This is a genomic window from Streptosporangium heterodermiicola (genome assembly GCF_051390675.1).
Taxonomy (GTDB): domain Bacteria; phylum Actinomycetota; class Actinomycetes; order Streptosporangiales; family Streptosporangiaceae; genus Streptosporangium.
The window spans coordinates 104065-121456 of the sequence record NZ_JBPJSR010000012.1 but is presented as its reverse complement, the minus strand read 5'-3'; the positions used below and the strand labels follow the sequence as shown (position 1 = coordinate 121456).

16 protein-coding genes are annotated in these 17392 nt (G+C 71.0%); 6 read left to right on the top strand and 10 right to left on the bottom strand.

Going from position 1 to position 17392, the window contains the following annotated elements:
* The first annotated feature begins 2 nt into the window (after positions 1-2).
* Complete coding sequence (gene glmM, locus ACSC1Q_RS25325) at positions 3-1358, top strand: phosphoglucosamine mutase (RefSeq protein ID WP_436761203.1); 1356 nt, start codon at positions 3-5, stop codon at positions 1356-1358.
* A gap of 101 nt (positions 1359-1459) precedes the next feature.
* On the opposite strand, the gene ACSC1Q_RS25320 is transcribed toward glmM, so the two are convergent.
* From ACSC1Q_RS25320 to ACSC1Q_RS25295, 6 genes are all read right to left on the bottom strand, one after another.
* The gene (locus ACSC1Q_RS25320; RefSeq protein ID WP_436761202.1) at positions 1460-2176 is read right to left on the bottom strand and encodes an ABC transporter permease; all 717 of its coding nucleotides are present in this window, start codon (positions 2174-2176) and stop codon (positions 1460-1462) included.
* A 2-nt stretch (positions 2177-2178) separates the two neighbouring features.
* The gene (locus ACSC1Q_RS25315) at positions 2179-3093 is read right to left on the bottom strand and encodes an ABC transporter ATP-binding protein (RefSeq protein ID WP_436761201.1); all 915 of its coding nucleotides are present in this window, start codon (positions 3091-3093) and stop codon (positions 2179-2181) included.
* Positions 3090-4004, bottom strand: coding sequence for an ABC transporter permease (locus ACSC1Q_RS25310; RefSeq protein WP_436761200.1), 915 nt, complete (start codon positions 4002-4004; stop codon positions 3090-3092). Before ACSC1Q_RS25310 ends, ACSC1Q_RS25315 begins: the two co-directional genes overlap by 4 nt.
* Positions 3997-4902 (bottom strand): ABC transporter ATP-binding protein, encoded by a 906-nt coding sequence (locus tag ACSC1Q_RS25305; protein WP_436761199.1) that lies wholly within the window; start codon positions 4900-4902, stop codon positions 3997-3999. The genes ACSC1Q_RS25310 and ACSC1Q_RS25305 overlap by 8 nt, the downstream gene beginning before the upstream one ends.
* 84 nt (positions 4903-4986) lie before the next feature.
* Positions 4987-5937 carry a DUF389 domain-containing protein gene (locus ACSC1Q_RS25300; protein ID WP_436761198.1) on the bottom strand — a complete coding sequence of 317 codons (951 nt, stop codon included), beginning with the start codon at positions 5935-5937 and terminating at the stop codon, positions 4987-4989.
* A 68-nt stretch (positions 5938-6005) separates the two neighbouring features.
* Positions 6006-6596, bottom strand: a complete 591-nt coding sequence (locus tag ACSC1Q_RS25295; protein ID WP_436761197.1) for a hypothetical protein — start codon at positions 6594-6596, stop codon at positions 6006-6008.
* A gap of 531 nt (positions 6597-7127) precedes the next feature.
* Between ACSC1Q_RS25295 and ACSC1Q_RS25290 the strand changes: the two genes are divergently transcribed.
* Entirely contained in the window at positions 7128-7751 is a 624-nt protein-coding gene (locus tag ACSC1Q_RS25290) for a hypothetical protein (protein WP_436761196.1), read from the top strand.
* A gap of 138 nt (positions 7752-7889) precedes the next feature.
* On the top strand, positions 7890-8669 hold the full coding sequence (locus ACSC1Q_RS25285) for a class I SAM-dependent DNA methyltransferase (RefSeq protein ID WP_436761195.1): 780 nt from the start codon (positions 7890-7892) through the stop codon (positions 8667-8669).
* 68 nt (positions 8670-8737) lie between these two features.
* Here ACSC1Q_RS25285 and ACSC1Q_RS25280 read toward each other — a convergent pair whose 3' ends face one another.
* Positions 8738-9313 (bottom strand): TetR/AcrR family transcriptional regulator, encoded by a 576-nt coding sequence (locus tag ACSC1Q_RS25280; protein ID WP_436761194.1) that lies wholly within the window; start codon positions 9311-9313, stop codon positions 8738-8740.
* 90 nt (positions 9314-9403) lie between these two features.
* On the opposite strand from ACSC1Q_RS25280, the gene ACSC1Q_RS25275 reads away from it, so the two are divergent.
* Positions 9404-10237 carry an NAD(P)H-binding protein gene (locus ACSC1Q_RS25275; protein WP_436761193.1) on the top strand — a complete coding sequence of 278 codons (834 nt, stop codon included), beginning with the start codon at positions 9404-9406 and terminating at the stop codon, positions 10235-10237.
* Positions 10238-10436: 199 nt separating this feature from the next.
* Positions 10437-12068, top strand: a complete 1632-nt coding sequence (locus ACSC1Q_RS25270) for an NsdA family TPR-like regulatory protein (RefSeq protein ID WP_436761192.1) — start codon at positions 10437-10439, stop codon at positions 12066-12068.
* Here the strand turns inward: ACSC1Q_RS25270 and ACSC1Q_RS25265 are convergent.
* The 3 genes from ACSC1Q_RS25265 to coaA form a co-directional block, all read right to left on the bottom strand.
* Positions 12032-12610 (bottom strand): GNAT family N-acetyltransferase, encoded by a 579-nt coding sequence (locus ACSC1Q_RS25265; RefSeq protein ID WP_436761191.1) that lies wholly within the window; start codon positions 12608-12610, stop codon positions 12032-12034. The two genes, ACSC1Q_RS25270 and ACSC1Q_RS25265, sit on opposite strands and share 37 nt — an antisense overlap.
* Positions 12611-12711: 101 nt before the next feature.
* Positions 12712-13467 carry a GntR family transcriptional regulator gene (locus ACSC1Q_RS25260; RefSeq protein ID WP_436761190.1) on the bottom strand — a complete coding sequence of 252 codons (756 nt, stop codon included), beginning with the start codon at positions 13465-13467 and terminating at the stop codon, positions 12712-12714.
* Positions 13468-14304: 837 nt separating this feature from the next.
* A complete protein-coding gene (gene coaA / locus ACSC1Q_RS25255) occupies positions 14305-15240 on the bottom strand; it encodes a type I pantothenate kinase (RefSeq protein ID WP_436761189.1) in 936 nt (311 codons plus the stop codon).
* 203 nt (positions 15241-15443) lie between these two features.
* Here coaA and glmS point away from each other — a divergent pair, with 203 nt between their 5' ends.
* A complete protein-coding gene (gene glmS, locus ACSC1Q_RS25250; protein ID WP_436761188.1) occupies positions 15444-17297 on the top strand; it encodes a glutamine--fructose-6-phosphate transaminase (isomerizing) in 1854 nt (617 codons plus the stop codon).
* Positions 17298-17392 lie beyond the last annotated feature (95 nt).

The following is a 17392-nucleotide window of genomic DNA, read 5'->3' as shown; positions in this document are numbered from 1 at the left end:
CGTTGGGGCGCCTTTTCGGCACCGACGGGGTACGTGGGGTCGCTGGACGCGACCTCACGGCCGAGCTCGCCATGGACCTGTCCGTGGCCGCGGCTCATGTCCTCGGCGACGCCGGGGCGTTCAGTACCAGCGTCGGGCGGCGGGGCCGTCCCGTCGCCGTCGTGGGCCGGGACCCTCGGGCTTCAGGAGAATTCCTGGAGGCCGCGGTGGTCGCCGGCCTCGCGTCGTCTGGTGTGGACGTTCTCCGGCTCGGCGTGCTGCCCACCCCGGCGGTCGCTTACCTGACGACGGCTCTCAGAGCCGACATGGGCGTGATGATCTCCGCCTCCCACAACCCCGCTCCCGACAACGGGATCAAGTTCCTCACCCGGGGCGGCTACAAGCTGCCCGACACGGTGGAGAACGAGATCGAGCAGCGGCTCGGCGAGAAGTGGGAGCGTCCTGTCGGTGCCTCGGTCGGCCGCGTACGCGAGGCGTACGGTGAGGCCGACCGCTACGTGTCCCACGTGCTGTCCACCGTGAACGGCCGTCTCGACGGCCTGAACGTGGTCCTCGACTGCGCCCACGGCGCCGCCCACATGGTGGCTCCCGAGGCGTTGCTGCGGGCCGGAGCCACCGTGGAGACGATCGGGGCGCGCCCCGACGGTCTCAACATCAACGCGGGGGTCGGCTCCACCCACCTGGACAAGCTCCAGCAGATCGTGGTCTCCCGCGACGCGGACGTGGGCATCGCCTACGACGGCGACGCGGACCGCTGCCTGGCGGTCTCGCACACCGGTGAGATCATCGACGGCGACCAGATCATGGCCGTGCTGGCCATGGCCATGCGCGCCGAGGGGAAGCTGACCGGTGACACCGTGGTGGCCACGGTCATGTCCAACCTGGGCTTCAAGATCGCGCTCAAGAACGCCGGTGTCGACGTCGTCGAGACCGCCGTGGGCGACCGCTACGTCCTGGAGGCCATGAGGGCCGGCGGTTACAACCTCGGTGGCGAGCAGTCCGGCCACGTCCTGATGCTCGACCACGCCACCACCGGGGACGGCCTGCTGACCTCGCTGCACCTGCTGGCGGTCGTGGCGCGGGAGAAGAAGTCGCTGGCCGAGCTGGCCTCGGTGATGACCCGCCTGCCGCAGGTCCTGGTCAACGTGAAGGACGTCGACCGGTCCAAGGCCTCGGCGCCCGAGCTGACCGCCGCGGTCAGCGCCGCGGAGTCGGAGCTGGGGGAGACCGGGCGGGTGCTGATCCGCCCGAGCGGCACCGAGCCGATGATCCGCGTCATGGTCGAGGCGGCCTCGGCCGAACAGGCCGAGCAGCTGGCCGGCCGGCTGGCCGAGGTCGTCCGCACGGCCTGCGCCTGAACCGGGAGCACGCAGGAAGAGCGCGGCCCGCACCTTGCCCATAAGGTGCGGGCCGCGCTCTTTCGCGTGGTCGTCGTCCCGGGCTGGCCGGGCCGGCCGGACTACTCGTCGCCGGTGAGGGAGAAGCTCCGCAGGCGTACGCCCGCCCAGACGACCGCGCCGACGGTGACGACGGCGAGGGCGGGGACGGCGAAGCTCAGGGCGATCTCGGTGGAGAAGAACGCGGAGGACGACAGCTGGTCGGCGATCGTCTGGGCCCACTGCTGGATGGAGAACCTGCGGGCGCCGGGCACGAAGTTGCCGACCACGCCCTCCCAGACGAGCGCGTAGACGATGCCGATCGTGACCGCGTGCCGGGTCAGCACGCCCAGCAGCATGAACACCGCCGCGTACGCGATCCCGCCGACGAGGGAGCCGAGCGCGAAGCCGTACGCGATGCCGGATTCGAGGTTGACCAGGAGGTAGGCCGCGAGGAAGGTCGGCACGGCGGCGAACAGGGCGAGCATCGAGGCGGCGACCACGAACTTGGTCCGCGCGATCACCGGGCGGGAGATCGGCTTGGACAGCAGGTGGATGATCGTGCCGTCGTCGATCTCGGGGGCGATCACCCCGGTCCCCGCGATCAGGCCGAGCAGCGGCAGCATGGTGCCGATGGCGAAGGTCCGCATGAGCGTGACCGCGGTCCGCTCGTCGGCGGCGCCGATGAACCTCAGCAGGGCGGCCATGGCGACCAGCACCAGGGGCAGCATGATCAGCAGCCAGATCCGGCGGCGGCCGAGGAGCGCCCGGTAGGAGATTCCGGCGATGACACCGTTCATGGTCAGCTGCTCCTGTTGATCAGGTAGGAGAAGACGCTCTCCAGGTCTTCGTCGGAGGGGGAGACCTGCAGGATCCGGATGTCCGCGTCCTTGGCGACCCTGGGCAGCAGCCGGGTGAAGCGCCGGAAGTCGACGGCCTGCACCTCCAGGCCCGCCTCGGTCAGCGAGACCGCGCCCGAGGAGGCGTCGGCGATCAGCGCGGACGCCAGGCGGCGGTCGTCGCTGGAGCGGACCCGGAACAGGTGCGGGCGGTCGGTCATCCGGCGGCGGATCTCGCGGAAGTCCCCGGAGGCGGCGTGGCGTCCGGCGACCAGCACCTCGATGTGCTGGGCGACCCGTTCCACCTCCTCCAGGATGTGCGAGCTGAACAGGATGGTCTTGCCCGCGGTGCCCATGGCGCGGACCAGGTCCATCAGGTGCAGGCGCTGGCGCGGGTCCATGCCGTTGAACGGCTCGTCGAGCAGCAGGACCTGCGGGTCGTGGACGAGGGCCGCGGCCACCTTGACGCGCTGGCGCATGCCCTTGGAGTACGTCTCGATCCTGCGGTCCTTGGCGCTCTCCATCTCCACCAGGGCGAGCGCCTTGCGCGCGGCGTCGTCGGGGTTGGGCAGGCGGTGCAGCCTCGCGCTGGACAGCACGAACTGCCAGCCGGTGAGGAAGCCGTAGACGGCCTCGCGCTCGGGGACGAGGCCGATGGAGCGGTAGATCTCGTGGTTGCGCCAGATGCGGTCGCCGTCGAGGGTGACGGTGCCGCCCGAGGGGGCGAGGAACCCGGCCATCATGTGCAGCAGCGTGGACTTGCCCGCGCCGTTCGGGCCGAGCAGGCCGGTGACGCCGGGGCCGACGGTCATGGTGATGTCGTTGACGGCGACCACGTTGCCGTACCAGCGGGAGACCTGGGCCAGTTCGATCTTCATCGGGAGGCCGCCTTACGGTAGCGCGCGATCAGGGCCGTGAGGGACAGGGCGATCAGCGCGATCATGATCACGCCCGCGACCAGGGAGCCGCCGCTCTCGGGGTAGATGACGCCCGCGGTGGGCGCCGCCCCGAAGATCCCGACGTGTATCGCGGCGTCCACCAGGAAGAACGGGTTGATCAGCCACGCCCACGCGGCGGTGGCGTCGTCGCCCATCGACTCCAGCGTCGCGAACAGCACGGTCGACACGGCGGAGGCGAGCAGGTAGAAGGCGATGACCGCGGCCACGCCCAGGCCGCGCCTGGGGGTGAACGAGGCGATCGCTATGCCCAGGCAGGCGAGCAGCAGGGCGTAGCCGACCGCTCCGGCCATGCTGGTGAGGTACGCGGCGGTGTGCGTGTCGCCGGGCAGGTCGATGACCACCTCGCCGATGTAGAGCACGGTGAGCGGGGCCGCCAGCAGCAGGAACACGGCGGTCGCCATCGCCGCGAGCTTCGCCCCGACGTAGTCGAGGATCGTCACCGGGCGCGACAGGTAGAGCGGCAGCACCCGGAAGCGCAGGTCGGGCGCGACGGCGTACGGCGACTGCGAGGCGAGGAAGATCGCGAGCACGGCCTGCATGACGACGGCGTACTCGGTGTAGCGCATCCCCTCCTGCTTGGCCAGCGCCATGATCGCGATGGAGACGACCGCGGGCAGGAGCATGACGCCCACGAGCGCGAACGGGATGATCTTCGAGCGGGCGGTGCGGCCGAGCCCGAAGATCCCGCGCAGGCTGTGCACGGTCAGCGCGGCGGTGGCGTGGCCCCGGCCGAGCCGCGGCCCCTCGTAGTGGCGGTATCCGATGTCGTGGATGACGCCCGTGGGCTCGGACACGGACACGGACACGGATCCGGACGTGGACTCAGACATTGACCGGCTCCCTGAAGACGTCCTCGATGCGCTGGCGGCCCTGCTCCACGCGCACGAGGCAGAGGTCGAGCTCGCAGACGGCGTCGCGGAGCGCGTCGAAGGTCTCCGGCGCGCGGACGTGGACGAGCAGCAGCCTGCCGTGCGGGGTGACGGTCTCGCCCAGCTCGGTCAGGCGGGCCGCCAGCGCGTCCTGGCCCTCCTCGACCTCGACGGTCACGGTCTGGGTGATCTGGGTGAACTCCCCGATGGCCGAGGAGCGCAGCAGCTTGCCGCCGTCGATCACGATGACGTGGTCGCAGACCCGCTCCAGCTCGCCCAGCAGGTGGGAGGTGACCAGCACGCTGATGCCGAACTCGGAGCCGATCCTGCGGATCAGCGAGAGCATCTCGTCGCGGCCCCGGGGGTCGAGGCCGTTGGTGGGCTCGTCCAGCAGGACCAGGCGCGGGTCGTGCACCAGGGCCTGGGCCAGCTTGACGCGCTGCTTCATGCCGGTGGAGTAGCCGCCCATCGCCCGGTAGCGCTCCTCGTACAGCCCGACGTGGCGCAGGACGTCGGCGGCGCGCTCGCGGGCGGCGGTGCGCGGCAGGCCCGACATCTGGGCCATGTGCACGGTGAACTCGGTGGCGGACAGGTCGGGCGGCAGGCAGTCGTGCTCCGGCATGTAACCCACGACCCGGCGGATCTCCGCCCCCCTGGTCGTCGAGTCCATGCCCAGGACCTGGGCGCTTCCCGCGCTGGGTTCGAGCAGGCCGAGCAGGATCTTGATCAGCGTTGATTTGCCCGCCCCGTTGGCGCCGACCAGGCCGGTCACACCGGGGCCGACGGTGACGGTGAGCTGGTCGAGCGCCGTCACCCGGGGGAAACGTCTGGTTAGTCCCTCGGTGGCGAGGATAGTCATGCTCGGACACTATCCGTCGCCGCAGGCGCCCACCTCCGTCACACGAAGGAGTCTCGCCTCGTCCGAAAGGGCAATTCTTTCCCGCTAACTCCCCCCGGGGCGGGCCGGAAGTCTCATCCCGAACCGGGACCAGTAGGCCCTCTGGACGAGAAGCGTCACCCCCCCTGAGATGATCATGCCCGCGACGTTCACCCCGAGCTGGACGGCCGAGGCCGCCATGTCGTCCCAGCGGGCCAGCGCGGCGGCGACCGCGAAGTATCCGGCCGCGGGGACCGTGGTGACCGAGATGAAGACGCCGACCAGGGCCGACGACTTGCCCGCGGTGACCGAGAGCACCCCGGCGGCCCCGGCGAGCAGCGCCACGATGAACGACCACCTGTCGGGCTTGACGATGAACTCGATCTCCTCGTGCCCGGTCCCGAGCGAGCTCACCCCGATCCAGCCGAGCCCCCGCGAGACCAGCGCGCAGACGAAGGTGATCGCGATGGCGGCGGCGAAGCCCAGGACCAGGGTCCTGGCCGCGCGGCCGATGAGGTCCCCGTCGGTACGGAGCAGGCCGAAGCAGATGGCCGCGATCGCGCCGAACTCCGGCCCCATCACCATTCCGCCGATGATGAGGATCGGCGAGTTGACGATCACGCCGATCGCCGCGAGCAGCGTGGCGATCGTGAGGAACGCGAGGAAGGCCCAGGTGAGCCGGGTGTCCTCGTCGACCCGCTGGGCGAACTCCGCCCAGACCACCGCGTCGTCGCTGTCGCCGGGCGCCTCCTCCTGGGCGCGCTCGGCCACCTCGGAGATCGAGAGGTCGACCTGCTCGGCCGCGATCGAGCCCTCCGTGTGCAGGCCGAGCCCCTGGAGTCGTTCGATCACCTCGTTGGCGGCCTCGCGGGCGATGTCGAACTGGACGAGGTCACCGGCGGGGGAGCGCGCGGCACCGGGGAACACGACGATGTTGACGACGCCGACGCACCCGTCGAGGATCTCCAGCACCTTGTCCGACAGCTCCGGCGGACTGATCACGCGTAGATGCAGCACGGGCCAACCCTAGGACGTGCTCCCGGCCCGTTGAAGCCCCAGGCCGGACGGCTATGGGGCGGTGTGGGTCAGGGAACCCTGGTGGCGGGGTCGGCGCTCAGGCGTCGGAGCAGGTCGGCGGTCCGCAGGGCCTGCTCGGCCCCCTGGCCGGTCCGGTGGCCCGACTCGATGGCGTCCGCGAGGGCCGCCACCTCCCGCGGCGGCAGGAAGGCGCGCGCCGCGCGCAGCCGCAGCAGGACTTTGCGGCCGCCCGGCTCCTGGGCGTACAGGTACAGGTACGGGAGCCGGCGGCCGGTCAGGTCGCGGGCCCTTGAGCACTCGGGGAAGGAGTCCAGCCAGACGTGGGCCCGCGCGAGGTCCACCCTGCGCGTCGTGAACGCGCCGTGGACCTCCACGACGCTTCCCCGCATCTCCGCCCGGAAGCGGAAGATGCCGAGGAGGACGACGAGGAAGACCACCAGGACCACGACGAAGGGCACCATCAGGATCTGGGAGTCGAGAGAGGAGCCCTCGGCGGACAGCTGGACGGCCCGTTCGAGCTTCGAGATCGCGAACAGCGGGACGCCGACGAAAGGGACGGCCAGGAGGATGGCGCCGATCTTCATACCGGTGCTCGCGCCAACGCTCAGCTTCAGCGGACCATGGGGTGAGATACTCACATATCTGACCCTAATCCACCCCTCTTGGCGAGACTTGGTGCTGTTACGGCACGCATAGCCGCAGGCGGGGAAACTTTTTACCTTCGATGGGTGACCGGCCGGATCCGGGACCGTGAAGGTAACGGGGTGTCACGCGGGAAGTCCGCTGCGTCGCGATCGCGGTCCTGACGTACCGGTCGGTGGCCGACGCGCCTGTGGGCTGGGTGGACATGTGCTCCCACCTCGTAGGACAGGGAATGGACGACCTTTTTCCAGGGTATTTTCGCAACGTTTATCCGGCCAATTCTGTCAATAAAACACTGGTATTTCCCATCGTTCACTTAATAACCAGTGAGAATGGTTCGCGGGTATGCGCTTCCGCTGTTCCTGGTTCGGTGTCGTCCCTCTCACCGTCGCCGCGTACCGGCGGGCCCGGAGGCCCGGTCGCCCGTCCGCCCGGTGGAGGTGACGGGCGGCGCCGCTCTCCCGGCGGTTCGCGCGGACGGCACCACCCGCGCGTGCGCCCGAGGTCACGGACGGCGTGGGGGTGGGATGGCGACGGTCGGCGAATCGGATCGGGCCGCTCCCGGTGGGAGACGGCCGTGGGCGGGCCTGGTCGGGAGCCTGCCCGGCGGGGTGGCGCGGTGGTACCGCCGGGACCCGCTGGGGTTCGTCGAGTGGGCGGCCCGTGAGCACGGCCCGGTGTTCCGGCTGCCCGACGACGGGTCGCTGTGCGTGGCCGACCCGGCCGAGGCCCTGCGGGTGCTGCACGACGAGGAGGGGCACTACGACGAGGTGTCCGACTTCTTCCACGTGCGCGGCGGCAGGCCGGAGCCGAGGGAGACACAGGTCGCCGTCGGGCGGGCGGCGCGGGCGGCGCTGTGGGCGCGCGTGGTGCGGGCGGTCGCCGGTGAGGTGCGCGCCCGGCGGGCCCGCGCGGGACCTGACGGGCCCGGTGACCCGCTGGACGCCGTGCTCGGGTCCACCCCGCAGGACACGCCCGCCGCGCGGGTCGCCCAGGTGTACCTCCTGCCGTTCCGGACCTCGGTGGCGCCGGTGGGCCACGTGGTCGCCTGGGCGCTGCTCGCGGCCGCGACCCACGGCGTCGACCTGGCGGCCGTGCCCGCGGGGTCGGCCGTACGGGAGTCGCTGAGGCTGTGGCCGGTGGCTTCGTGAGGAAGTTGCTGCGCCGGGTCACCGGCCGCCGGGTCAACCGGCAGGCGTGGTTCATCTGGTAATCCCCGCCGGGCCCGACGGCCCGGCGCGGTACCCGGCCCCGGCCCTCGACGGGATGTCCGCGCGGAGGAGGCGCTCATGACACATGTGGACGAGACGCTGGCGGCGTACGAGAGCGTCGCGGCCCGGTACGACGAGCTGAACGCGCGGATGGACACCGCCACCCTGGTGGACCGCTACGTGGAGGTGGCCGATCGGTACGGCGCAGGCGGGCGGCGGCTGCCGGACGCCGGGTGCGGGACCGGCCGCAGCAGCGTGGCCTTCCGCGAGCGGGGGTTCGAGGTGACCGGCTACGACCTGTCCCCGGCGATGGTGGCGATGGCCCGCGACAGGCCCGGGGCCGAGGACGTCCGGTTCCTGGCGGGACGGCTGCAGGAGCCCCCGCCCGGGCTGACCGGCTTCGACGTGGTCGCCTGCGTGGACCTGCCGATGGCGTACCAGACCACCACGGACGAGCTGCGGCGGGCGCTGTCGGCCGCGCGCGACCAGCTCGCGAGGGACGGGGTGCTGGTCTTCGACCTGAGCACCATCGGTTACTACCGGCGCGCGTTCGGCGTCCCCGCGGTGGCCGACCGGGGGGACCGGTACGTGGCGTGGTTCGCGGTGTCCCCGCGGATCGAGGCCGACGCGGTCGTGGTCACCCAGTTCGACCTGTTCGAGCGGGCCGGCGCGGGCTGGGAACGGGTGTCGATGCGGCACGCGCAGCGGCACCACTCCGACCGGACGGTGCGCCGGGTGGCCGAGCGGGCCGGGCTGCGCGTCGTGGCCACCCGGGGGCTGGAGGGGACGTCGGCGCGGGAGCCGGCCGACGAGGACGCCCACGACCGGATCCTGTACGTCGCCCGCCGGGCCGGCTGAGCGGGGTTTCTCCGTGTGTGCACCCGGTCGCCGACCGGGTGCCGCGTCAGAGGCGTCGGGCGGGCCTCTCAGGCGAGTGAGTCGATCCAGCGCTCCAGGCGACGGCACTCCCCGGTCATGAGCTCGGGGTCCCTGAAGGTGTTGGTGAGGAGCGAGATGCCCTGGTAGGCGGCGACCAGGGCGATCGCGAGCTCGCGGGAGTCGGACCGGCCCATCGACCCGAACTGCCGCTCGGCGTAGTCGATCAGCAGCCGCATGACCTCGGCCGCGGCCCGGTCCAGGCCGTCGGTGCGCTTGTCGAGCTCCGAGCAGAGGGTCCCGGTGGGGCAGCCGTACCGGGCGGTGACCTCGCGCTGCTCGACCCAGCCGCGCAGGAGTGCCTTCAGGCGGTCCTGGGGGCCGCCGGCGCGCAGGTCGAGGGAGGCGGTCATCGCCCGGAAGCCGAGCGCGTGCGCGTCGATCGCCGCCTCGACGAGCTGGTCCTTGGTCTTGAAGTAGTAGTAGACGTTGCCCAGGGGGACCTCGGCGACGCGGGCGATGTCGGCCAGCGTGGTCTTCTCGACACCCTGCTCGTGCAGGACCCGGGACGCGGCGGCCACGAGCCGTTCGCGCTTGCCCCGCTTCGTTTTGGTTGAGTCAGTCATCTCACTGAGAAGTGTAGACAGCCGGTGCGGCGGCTGGCTATGGTCCACTTAGTCAGTCAACTAACTCAGCTGCGACGGGCGGGACCTTTCATGATCGTGGTTACGGGATCGACCGGGAACGTCGGACGGGTGCTCGTACGGGCGCTCGCCGAGGCCGGAGAGCGGGTGGCGGCGATTTCGCGGCGGCCTGCGGACATGCCCGAAGGCGTGACGCACCACACGGCCGACCTGGCCGACCCGGAGAGCCTCCGGCCCGCCCTCGACGGAGCCGACGCGCTGTTCCTCCTCGTCGCAGGTGCCGGTGAGCACCTGAACCCGAGGGCCATCCTCGACGTCGCGAAGGCGGCCGGGGTCCGGCGGGTCGTCCTGCAGTCCTCCCAGGCCGCAGGGACGCGACCGGAGTCCGGCTCCCACTCACCCCTCCGGGCGCTGGAGGACGCCGTACGGCGGTCGGGTCTTGAGTGGACCGTCCTGCGGCCGGGAGGCTTCGACTCCAACGCGTTCGCGTGGGCGGAGACGATCCGCTCGCGGCGGACGGCCGCCGCGCCGTTCGGCGACGTCGGGCTGCCGGTCGTCGACCCGGCCGACATCGCCGAGGTCGCGGCCGTGGTCCTGCGCGAGGGGGAGCACGCCGGTCACACGTACGAGCTCACCGGCCCGGCGCCGATCACCCCGCGTCAGCGGGCTCGGGCGATCGGGGACGCGCTGGGCGCGCCGGTGCGGTTCGTCGAGCAGAGCCGCGAGGAGGCTCGGGAGCAGATGCTGCGTTTCATGCCCGAGCCGGTCGTGGACGGCACCCTCGCCATCCTGGGCGAGCCGTCGGCCGCCGAACGGCGGGTGAGCCCCGACGTGGAACGGATCCTCGGCCGCGCCCCCCGCGCCTTCGCCGAATGGGCGCGACGCAACGTCGGCGCCTTCGAATGACTTTCGGTGACCCCCCGGGTTCCGTCGTTCCCGGTACCGGTCCGGGACCGGCGCGGGCCGGGTGCGACGGCTGATCGGTTCAGGAACCGGCGGCCGGGCCGCCGGTTTCCGAATGGGCCGTCACTTGGCGTAATCGATGCCGTAGCGTTTGGAAGACAACACACCGCCTTGGGGGAGTGACGCCCGGGAGGGGCGAGCGATGCCACCCAGACCCCGCAGCCTCAAGCAGCAGATGGACGCCCTCACGGCCCAGATGCGCGAGCACGGGGCGACGTGGAGTCAGATCGCCGCGGACTATCAACTCCGATTCACGTTCAATCCGCTGCGTGGCTACCGCGAGGCACACCGATACACGCAGTCCAAGGTGGTCCAACTATGGAATCTGCGCTGGCCCGACGACGCGCTCAGCGAACGCCGGCTCGGGGCGTGGGAGGCCTGGCCCTCGGTGACCGGGAACGAGCCGCCCCTCTCCGGTCTGGAACGCCTGGCCCGCATCTACCAGTGCCGGGCCGGGGATCTCGTCCACGGAGAGGACCACGGTCGTGACGACGACCACCCCGGCGGGCACCCGGCGATCAAGGACGGCCCCGTTCCCCGGTCCGCACTCACAGTCACCGACATCTCCTCGTTCCTGGGCGGGTTGCCGACGCGGTCGCCCGGCCACGGGGCCGACCGGGTTCTCGCGATCGCGGATCTGCGGGAGCGGGAGTTCGGCTATCTGGTCGCCGCTCTCACCCAGTGGGCGGACGGGATGAAACGCCGCGACCTACTGGCCGTGATCGCCTCGGCGGCAGCGGCGGCGCACGCCTCCCCCCTTCTCGCCCACCTGAACGACGACTCCCTCGAACGTCTGGCGCTGGTCTCCAGGACGCCCTCGCGGGTCGACGGCGAGGCGGTCGGGCACGTGGAGACGATCCTTCGTCACGCCATCAGACAGGAGGACATCCTGGGGCCCCAGGCCGTGCTGGAGACCGCTCTGGCGCAGTACGGGCTCGTCCGTCGGCTCCTGACCGGCACCGCCGACGAGGCCCTGAGCCACCGGTTGGTGTCGCTGCTGGCGGACACCTCCCGCTTCGTCGGGTGGCTGCTGTTCAACTCCGGTGACTTCGCCGGAGCCGAGCACTATTACGGCCAGGCCAGGCGCGCCGCCCACGAGGCCGACGACGACCTCATGTCCAGCTACGTGCTCGCCCAGTGGAGTCATTTGGCCACCTGGTCCGGTGATCCCCGCCTCGGGGTCGAGCACGCTCTCGGGGCACTCGCCTGGGCGCGGCGAGGCGGCAGTCCCACACTGGTCGCCTACGCCAACGACGTCGGCGCCCGCGCCTACGCGGGGGTCCTGCGTCGCGAGAACGCCGGCAACCGGGCCAAGGACCACGCGCGGTGCCGTACCGCGTTGTCGGCCGCCCGCTCGGGGCTGGACGACTCCGCGGAGGACGACCCCGGCCGGAGCCTGGCGTACTTCTTCGGCCCGGCCATGCTCACGCTGACCCGCGCCCTGTGCCACCTCGACATGCGCGAGCCCGACAGCGCGATCTCCTGCGCGCGGGAGGCGATGACCTCGATCGGGACGGCCTTCTCCCGCAACCTGGCGTTCGGTCACCTGTATCTCGGCCGCGCCTTCGCCCAGAAACGTGAGATCGGCCAGGCCTGTACGGAGCTGGCCAGGGCCGCCGAGCTCACCGGCCGCAACCGGTCCCCGCGGCTGGTCGCGGCCACCGCCGACGCCCGCCAGGCCCTCTCGCCCTGGAACCGCACCGACCCCCTGGTCCGCCTGGACGAGCGGCTGCGCTCCTACGGCCTGCCCGCTGGCAGGTCTTCCAGTACGTAGATGTCGTAGACGTCGTTGACGGACGACGCCGGGGCGTCCACGCTCCCGACCTGCCGCCAGCCCCACGACCGGTAGAGCCGCTGGTTGCGCTTCAACCGCGGCTCCACGGCCAGCACCGCCCGCCGCGCCCCGCATCCGGCCAGCGCCGCCTCGGTCAGCCGCCTGGCGACGCCGCGCCCGCGGTGGCCGGGCAGTACGCCCAGATCCACCAGGTGCCAGGTGCGGGAACCGGACTCGTGGGTGAACCCGGCCGGGAGCGGATCACGCATGCCGTTCCACCAGCGGCCGCCCTCCCGCAGGAACGCCCCGTAGGCGAAGCCGACCAGCAGCCCGTCCTGCCGGGCGACCGCGAGCCGGAACCCCCGCCGTTCGAGGAGGTCGGCGTAGGAGGCACGCTGGTGCTCGAACTCGGCGGCCCCCTCGTCGTTGGGCGGGGCGCCGAACGACTCCCGGTACGCCGCACCGACCTCCTCGGTGATCGTCTTGGCCTCCTCAGGGCCCAGGACCCCCACGACCACCCGACCGCTCGCCGTCTCGCCCACGGCACCCGCCTTCCTCACCGGCTCCCGTTCCGAAACTATCCACGCGGCTCCGACCGAAACGGCCGGGAAGCCCGAGCCGACAGGCGTAAGGATCGTCGGGTCTACAGGTCCATGCGGTCCACCCGGACCGCACGGTCTCCGGGGACGACGATCGGGTCCGCCACCTCGACCACGCGTCCACGGGAGCGCATTAGCCGGGTGATCGAGAAAACGGGCACTCCGGAGCCGATCCCGAGGCGTTCGGACTCGTCCGGGGTCGGCATGCGGACCGCCGTCTCCTCCGTGATCTCGTCGACCTCGATGCCGAGCGTGCGCAGCTGGCCGATGGTGCCACCGGGCCACGGCTCGTTCCTCGGGTCCGCGACCGGTGTGCCCTCCACGTCGGAGGCGAGCAGGCACGGCCGGGACATCTGTGAGGGGACGCCCCTGGCGTAGAACACGAACCGGCGCTCCAGCACCCGGGCCCCGGGCTCGACACCGAACAGACCGGCCAGGCGCTCGTCGGCCTCGATCCACCGGAACGCCTTGTCCAGCCGGTACTCCGCCCAGGTGATCCCGGCATCCGTGGTGAACGAGGTCCGCGGTGTCTCCTGCGGGCCGGTGTCGGCCCGGTAGCGTTCCATGGAAATGCGCCTGGTGACCGGCCGCTCGCGGACCCAGGTCCCGCCGCGCCCCCTGGTGTCGACCAGGCCCGAGGTCTTGAGACTGTCGATCGCCTGTCTGATCACGATGTCGGAGACGCCGTACCGGGCGGCGAGGTCGGCGTGCCGGGGGAGCTTGGTGCCGGGCGGGTGGTCGCCACGGAGGATCGCGTCCCGCAGCTCGGCAGTGACGTGCTCGTAGGCGTGGCCGGTCACATGCTTCCTTTCTGTCTTTCTGTCTCTCTGCGTAGATAACCCATACGACTTGACAAGCATCCTACCCGTTACTCGTTGCCGTATACGGTAATCAATCAGTGTACTCGACATGGAGGGATAATGGCGGTTTCTCATGATCCAGCGCGTTATGCTCGTCTGTCTTACACATGGCTTGACGAGCGCCATCACCTGTTCGACACGCCGGAACCCACTGTCGTATTCGTGAGCCGCAGCGTTTCCCGAGGGGAGCCTCATCCCACTCTTGAACGGGCTGAAGCCGCGTTCTGGCGTGCGATCACCGACAGCATCCTGAGTCGTGAGCGGCGCGTCGTCTCGGTCGCGTGGCCCAAGGTCGATGTCGAGGCGGCCGTGCTGGTCGACTACGACACCGGCCTGGTCCACCTTGCCTGCCGCGACGGCCGGGCAGCGGGCGCCCGCTTGTTCGCCGACGAGGATCTGCGTACCGAACTCGCGGCTCTGGACGTTCACGCCGACGTCCACCACGGGTTCGGCGTCGCCCTGGTGTCGGTCTGGCGTGAACTTCTCGTCTGGACGGACGGCACGGTCTACCGGTGGTGGACCGGTCACCTGTCGTGGAAGACGGGACGGCGGCTCTACACCGCGTACGGCGCGGACGATCCGGTGACGGCGGCGCGCCGCGTCGCCCGTCGCTGCGAAGCGCTCCAGCGGGCTGGAGGGACCCGCGCCACCACGCCTCGAAGCCGGGGAACCGGCCATCGACCGGGGAGTGTGAGGGGACGGGAGGTTCTTCGCCCGGGGGACCATGGGGCGAGGCCCGAGCGCGGGGCGCGCGGCGGGTGGGAGGACCCGGGGAGGTCAGGTGCGGCGGAGGCGGACGCGTTGGATGGAGTGGTTGGCGCCCTTGTGGAGGACCAGGTCGGCGCGGCCTCTGGTGGGGGCGATGTTCTCGACGAGGTTGCGCTCGTTGATGTCGCGCCAGACGTTCCTGGCGAACTCGGTCGCCTCCTCCTCCGACAGGTCGGCGAGGTATTTGAAGTAGGACTTCGGGTCCTCGAAGGCCGTGCGGCGGAGCTTGTGGAAGCGGTCCACGTACCAGTCGCGGATGTGTTCGACCTTGGCGTCCACGTAGATGGAGAAGTCGAAGTAGTCGTTGATCGCGAGGGCGGTGGGCGGGGCGGGCTGGAGGACGTTGAGGCCCTCGACGATGAGGATGTCCGGGCGGCGCACGGTCTGGGTCGCGCCGGGCACGATGTCGTACTCCAGGTGGCTGTAGACCGGGGCCGTCACCTCCGGCAGGCCCGCCTTGACGTCGGCGACGAACCTGACCAGGGCCCGCCGGTCGTAGCTCTCGGGGAAGCCCTTCCTGTGCATGATGTCCCTGGCGGTGAGGGTCTCGTTCGGGAACAGGAAGCTGTCGGTGGTGATCAGGTCCACCCGGGGGTGCTCGGGCCAGCGGGCGAGCAGGGTGTGCAGCAGCCTGGCCGTGGTCGACTTGCCGACCGCGACGCTCCCGGCGATGCCCAGGACGTACGGGGCCTCGCGCCGCCCGCCGCCGAGGAAGGTGTTGAGGGCCGCGCTGCGCTGCCTGGCCCCGGTGAAGTGGAGGTTGAGCAGCCGGGTGAGCGGCAGGTAGATGTCGGTGACCTCGGCCAGGTCGATCGGGTCGTCGACGCCGCGCAGCTCCTCCAGCTCGTCCACGGTGAGCGTGAGGGGGGTGTTCTTGCGAAGGTCGCTCCACTGAGCCCGGCTGAGCTGCACGTACGGTGTCGCGGTGTCCGAACCGTTGGCCATGCTCAGAGAGCCTACTGATCCGCCGGGAGCGGGTTCCCGCCGGGTGTTGGTCCGAGAGGAACTCAGAGAGGGACTCCGAAAGAACGAGACCATGCCGGGGGTTGATCCGTCGGGAGCGGGGCCTTGTCGGGGACCGGGCGGGATTCTTGGGCTGTCCGGGGGGTTCGCCATAGACGCTGTGGACGATCTCTCAGGGAGGGGGTATGACAATGTGCGGAATAGTGGGATATACGGGACAGCGTCCGGCGGTCGAGGTCGCGGTCGAGGGGCTGGGCCGGCTGGAGTACCGGGGGTACGACTCGGCGGGGATCGCCCTGGTCGGGGCGGACGGCCTCGCCGTGGAGAAGCGGGCGGGGAAACTGGCCAACCTGCGTTCGGCACTGGTCTCGCGGCCCGTGCCGCCGGTCGACGCGACGACGGGGATCGGGCACACCCGGTGGGCCACCCATGGAGCCCCGACCGACCGCAACGCCCACCCGCACACCGACTGCGACGGGCGGATCGCGGTCATCCACAACGGGATCATCGAGAACTTCGCCGCGCTCAGGGCCGAGCTGGAGGGCGCCGGGCACCGGATCGTCTCCGAGACCGACACGGAGGTGGTCGCGCACCTGCTTGAGGAGTTCGCCGCCGGGGGGCTCATGGAGGCGATGCGCCGGGTCTGCCTGCGGCTGGAGGGGGCGTTCACCCTGCTCGCGGTCTCGGCGGACGAGCCCGACGTGGTGGTGGGCGCGCGGCGCAACTCGCCGCTGGTGGTCGGCAGGGGGGACGGGGAGAACTTCCTCGGCTCGGACGTGGCGGCGTTCATCGCGTACACGCGCGAGGCGGTGGAGCTCGGCCAGGACCAGGTGGTCGAGCTGCGTCCCTCGAAGATCACGGTCGTCGACTTCCAGGGCCTCCCCGCCGTGACGCGCGACTACCACGTCGGCTGGGACGCCTCCGCCGCCGAGAAGGACGGCTACGACCACTTCATGCTCAAGGAGATCGCCGAGCAGCCCCGGGCCGTCGCCGACACGCTGCTCGGCAGGATCGGCCAGGACGGGCGGCTGGCGCTGGACGAGATGCGGCTGTCGGACCAGGAGCTGCGCGACGTCAACAAGGTCATCCTGGTCGCCTGCGGGACCTCGTACCACGCCGGGCTCATCGCGAAGTACGCCATCGAGCACTGGGCCCAGCTGCCCTGCGAGGTCGAGGTGGCGAGCGAGTTCCGCTACCGCGACCCGATCCTCACCCGCGACACGCTGGTGATCGTGATCAGCCAGTCGGGCGAGACCATGGACACCCTCATGGCGGTACGGCACGCGCGCGGGCAGCGGTCCCGGGTGCTGGCGGTCTGCAACGTGAACGGTTCCACGATCTCCCGCGAGTCCGACGCCGTCCTCTACACCCACGCGGGCCCCGAGGTCGCGGTGGCCTCCACCAAGGCGTTCCTCACCCAGTTGGTGGCGTGCTATCTGGTGGCGCTCTATCTCGCCCAGGTCAGGGGGGTGAAGTTCGGCGACGAGATCGGCCAGATCGTCGAGCGGCTGGCGCAGACGCCGTCCAAGGTGAGCGAGGTCCTCTCGACCGTCGAGCCGGTCCGCGCGCTGGCCAGGTCGCTGGCGGGCGAGCGGTGCGTGCTCTTCCTGGGGCGGCACGTGGGCTTCCCCGTCGCGCTCGAAGGGGCGCTGAAGCTCAAGGAGCTGGCGTACATGCACGCCGAGGGCTTCGCGGCGGGGGAGCTGAAGCACGGCCCGATCGCGCTGATCGACAGGGGGCTCCCGGTGGTCGTCGTCGTCCCCTCGCCGTCCGGCCAGCGGGTGATCCATGACAAGATCGTGTCCAACATCCAGGAGATCCGGGCCAGGGGCGCGAGGACCCTCGTGATCGCCGAGGAGGGGGACGTCGCGGTCGGGCGGTACGCCGACACGCTGATCCACATCCCCGCCGTGCCGACCCTGCTCCAGCCGCTGGTCGCCACGGTGCCGCTCCAGGTCTTCGCCTGCGAGCTGGCCACGGCCAAGGGGCACGACGTCGACCAGCCCCGCAACCTCGCCAAGTCGGTCACGGTGGAGTGAGCCCCGGCCGGAGGTTCTCCACAGCCTGTGGACAAAGCCTATGGATTACCCACAGCCGGAAGTGGGTATAGGGGTGGGCCGCCTGCTTGTCAGAT

What these genes read in the sequence shown, in the direction of transcription:
- ACSC1Q_RS25320 (WP_436761202.1), bottom strand. Translation starts at nt 2,176, where the DNA reads ATGAACGGTGTCATCGCCGGAATCTCCTACCGGGCGCTCCTCGGCCGC.
- ACSC1Q_RS25315 (WP_436761201.1), bottom strand. Translation starts at nt 3,093, where the DNA reads ATGAAGATCGAACTGGCCCAGGTCTCCCGCTGGTACGGCAACGTGGTC.
- ACSC1Q_RS25310 (WP_436761200.1), bottom strand. Translation starts at nt 4,004, where the DNA reads ATGTCTGAGTCCACGTCCGGATCCGTGTCCGTGTCCGTGTCCGAGCCC.
- ACSC1Q_RS25305 (WP_436761199.1), bottom strand. Translation starts at nt 4,902, where the DNA reads ATGACTATCCTCGCCACCGAGGGACTAACCAGACGTTTCCCCCGGGTG.
- ACSC1Q_RS25290 (WP_436761196.1), top strand. Translation starts at nt 7,128, where the DNA reads ATGGCGACGGTCGGCGAATCGGATCGGGCCGCTCCCGGTGGGAGACGG.
- ACSC1Q_RS25285 (WP_436761195.1), top strand. Translation starts at nt 7,890, where the DNA reads ATGACACATGTGGACGAGACGCTGGCGGCGTACGAGAGCGTCGCGGCC.
- ACSC1Q_RS25280 (WP_436761194.1), bottom strand. Translation starts at nt 9,313, where the DNA reads ATGACTGACTCAACCAAAACGAAGCGGGGCAAGCGCGAACGGCTCGTG.
- ACSC1Q_RS25275 (WP_436761193.1), top strand. Translation starts at nt 9,404, where the DNA reads ATGATCGTGGTTACGGGATCGACCGGGAACGTCGGACGGGTGCTCGTA.
- ACSC1Q_RS25270 (WP_436761192.1), top strand. Translation starts at nt 10,437, where the DNA reads ATGCCACCCAGACCCCGCAGCCTCAAGCAGCAGATGGACGCCCTCACG.
- coaA (WP_436761189.1), bottom strand. Translation starts at nt 15,240, where the DNA reads ATGGCCAACGGTTCGGACACCGCGACACCGTACGTGCAGCTCAGCCGG.
- glmS (WP_436761188.1), top strand. Translation starts at nt 15,444, where the DNA reads ATGACAATGTGCGGAATAGTGGGATATACGGGACAGCGTCCGGCGGTC.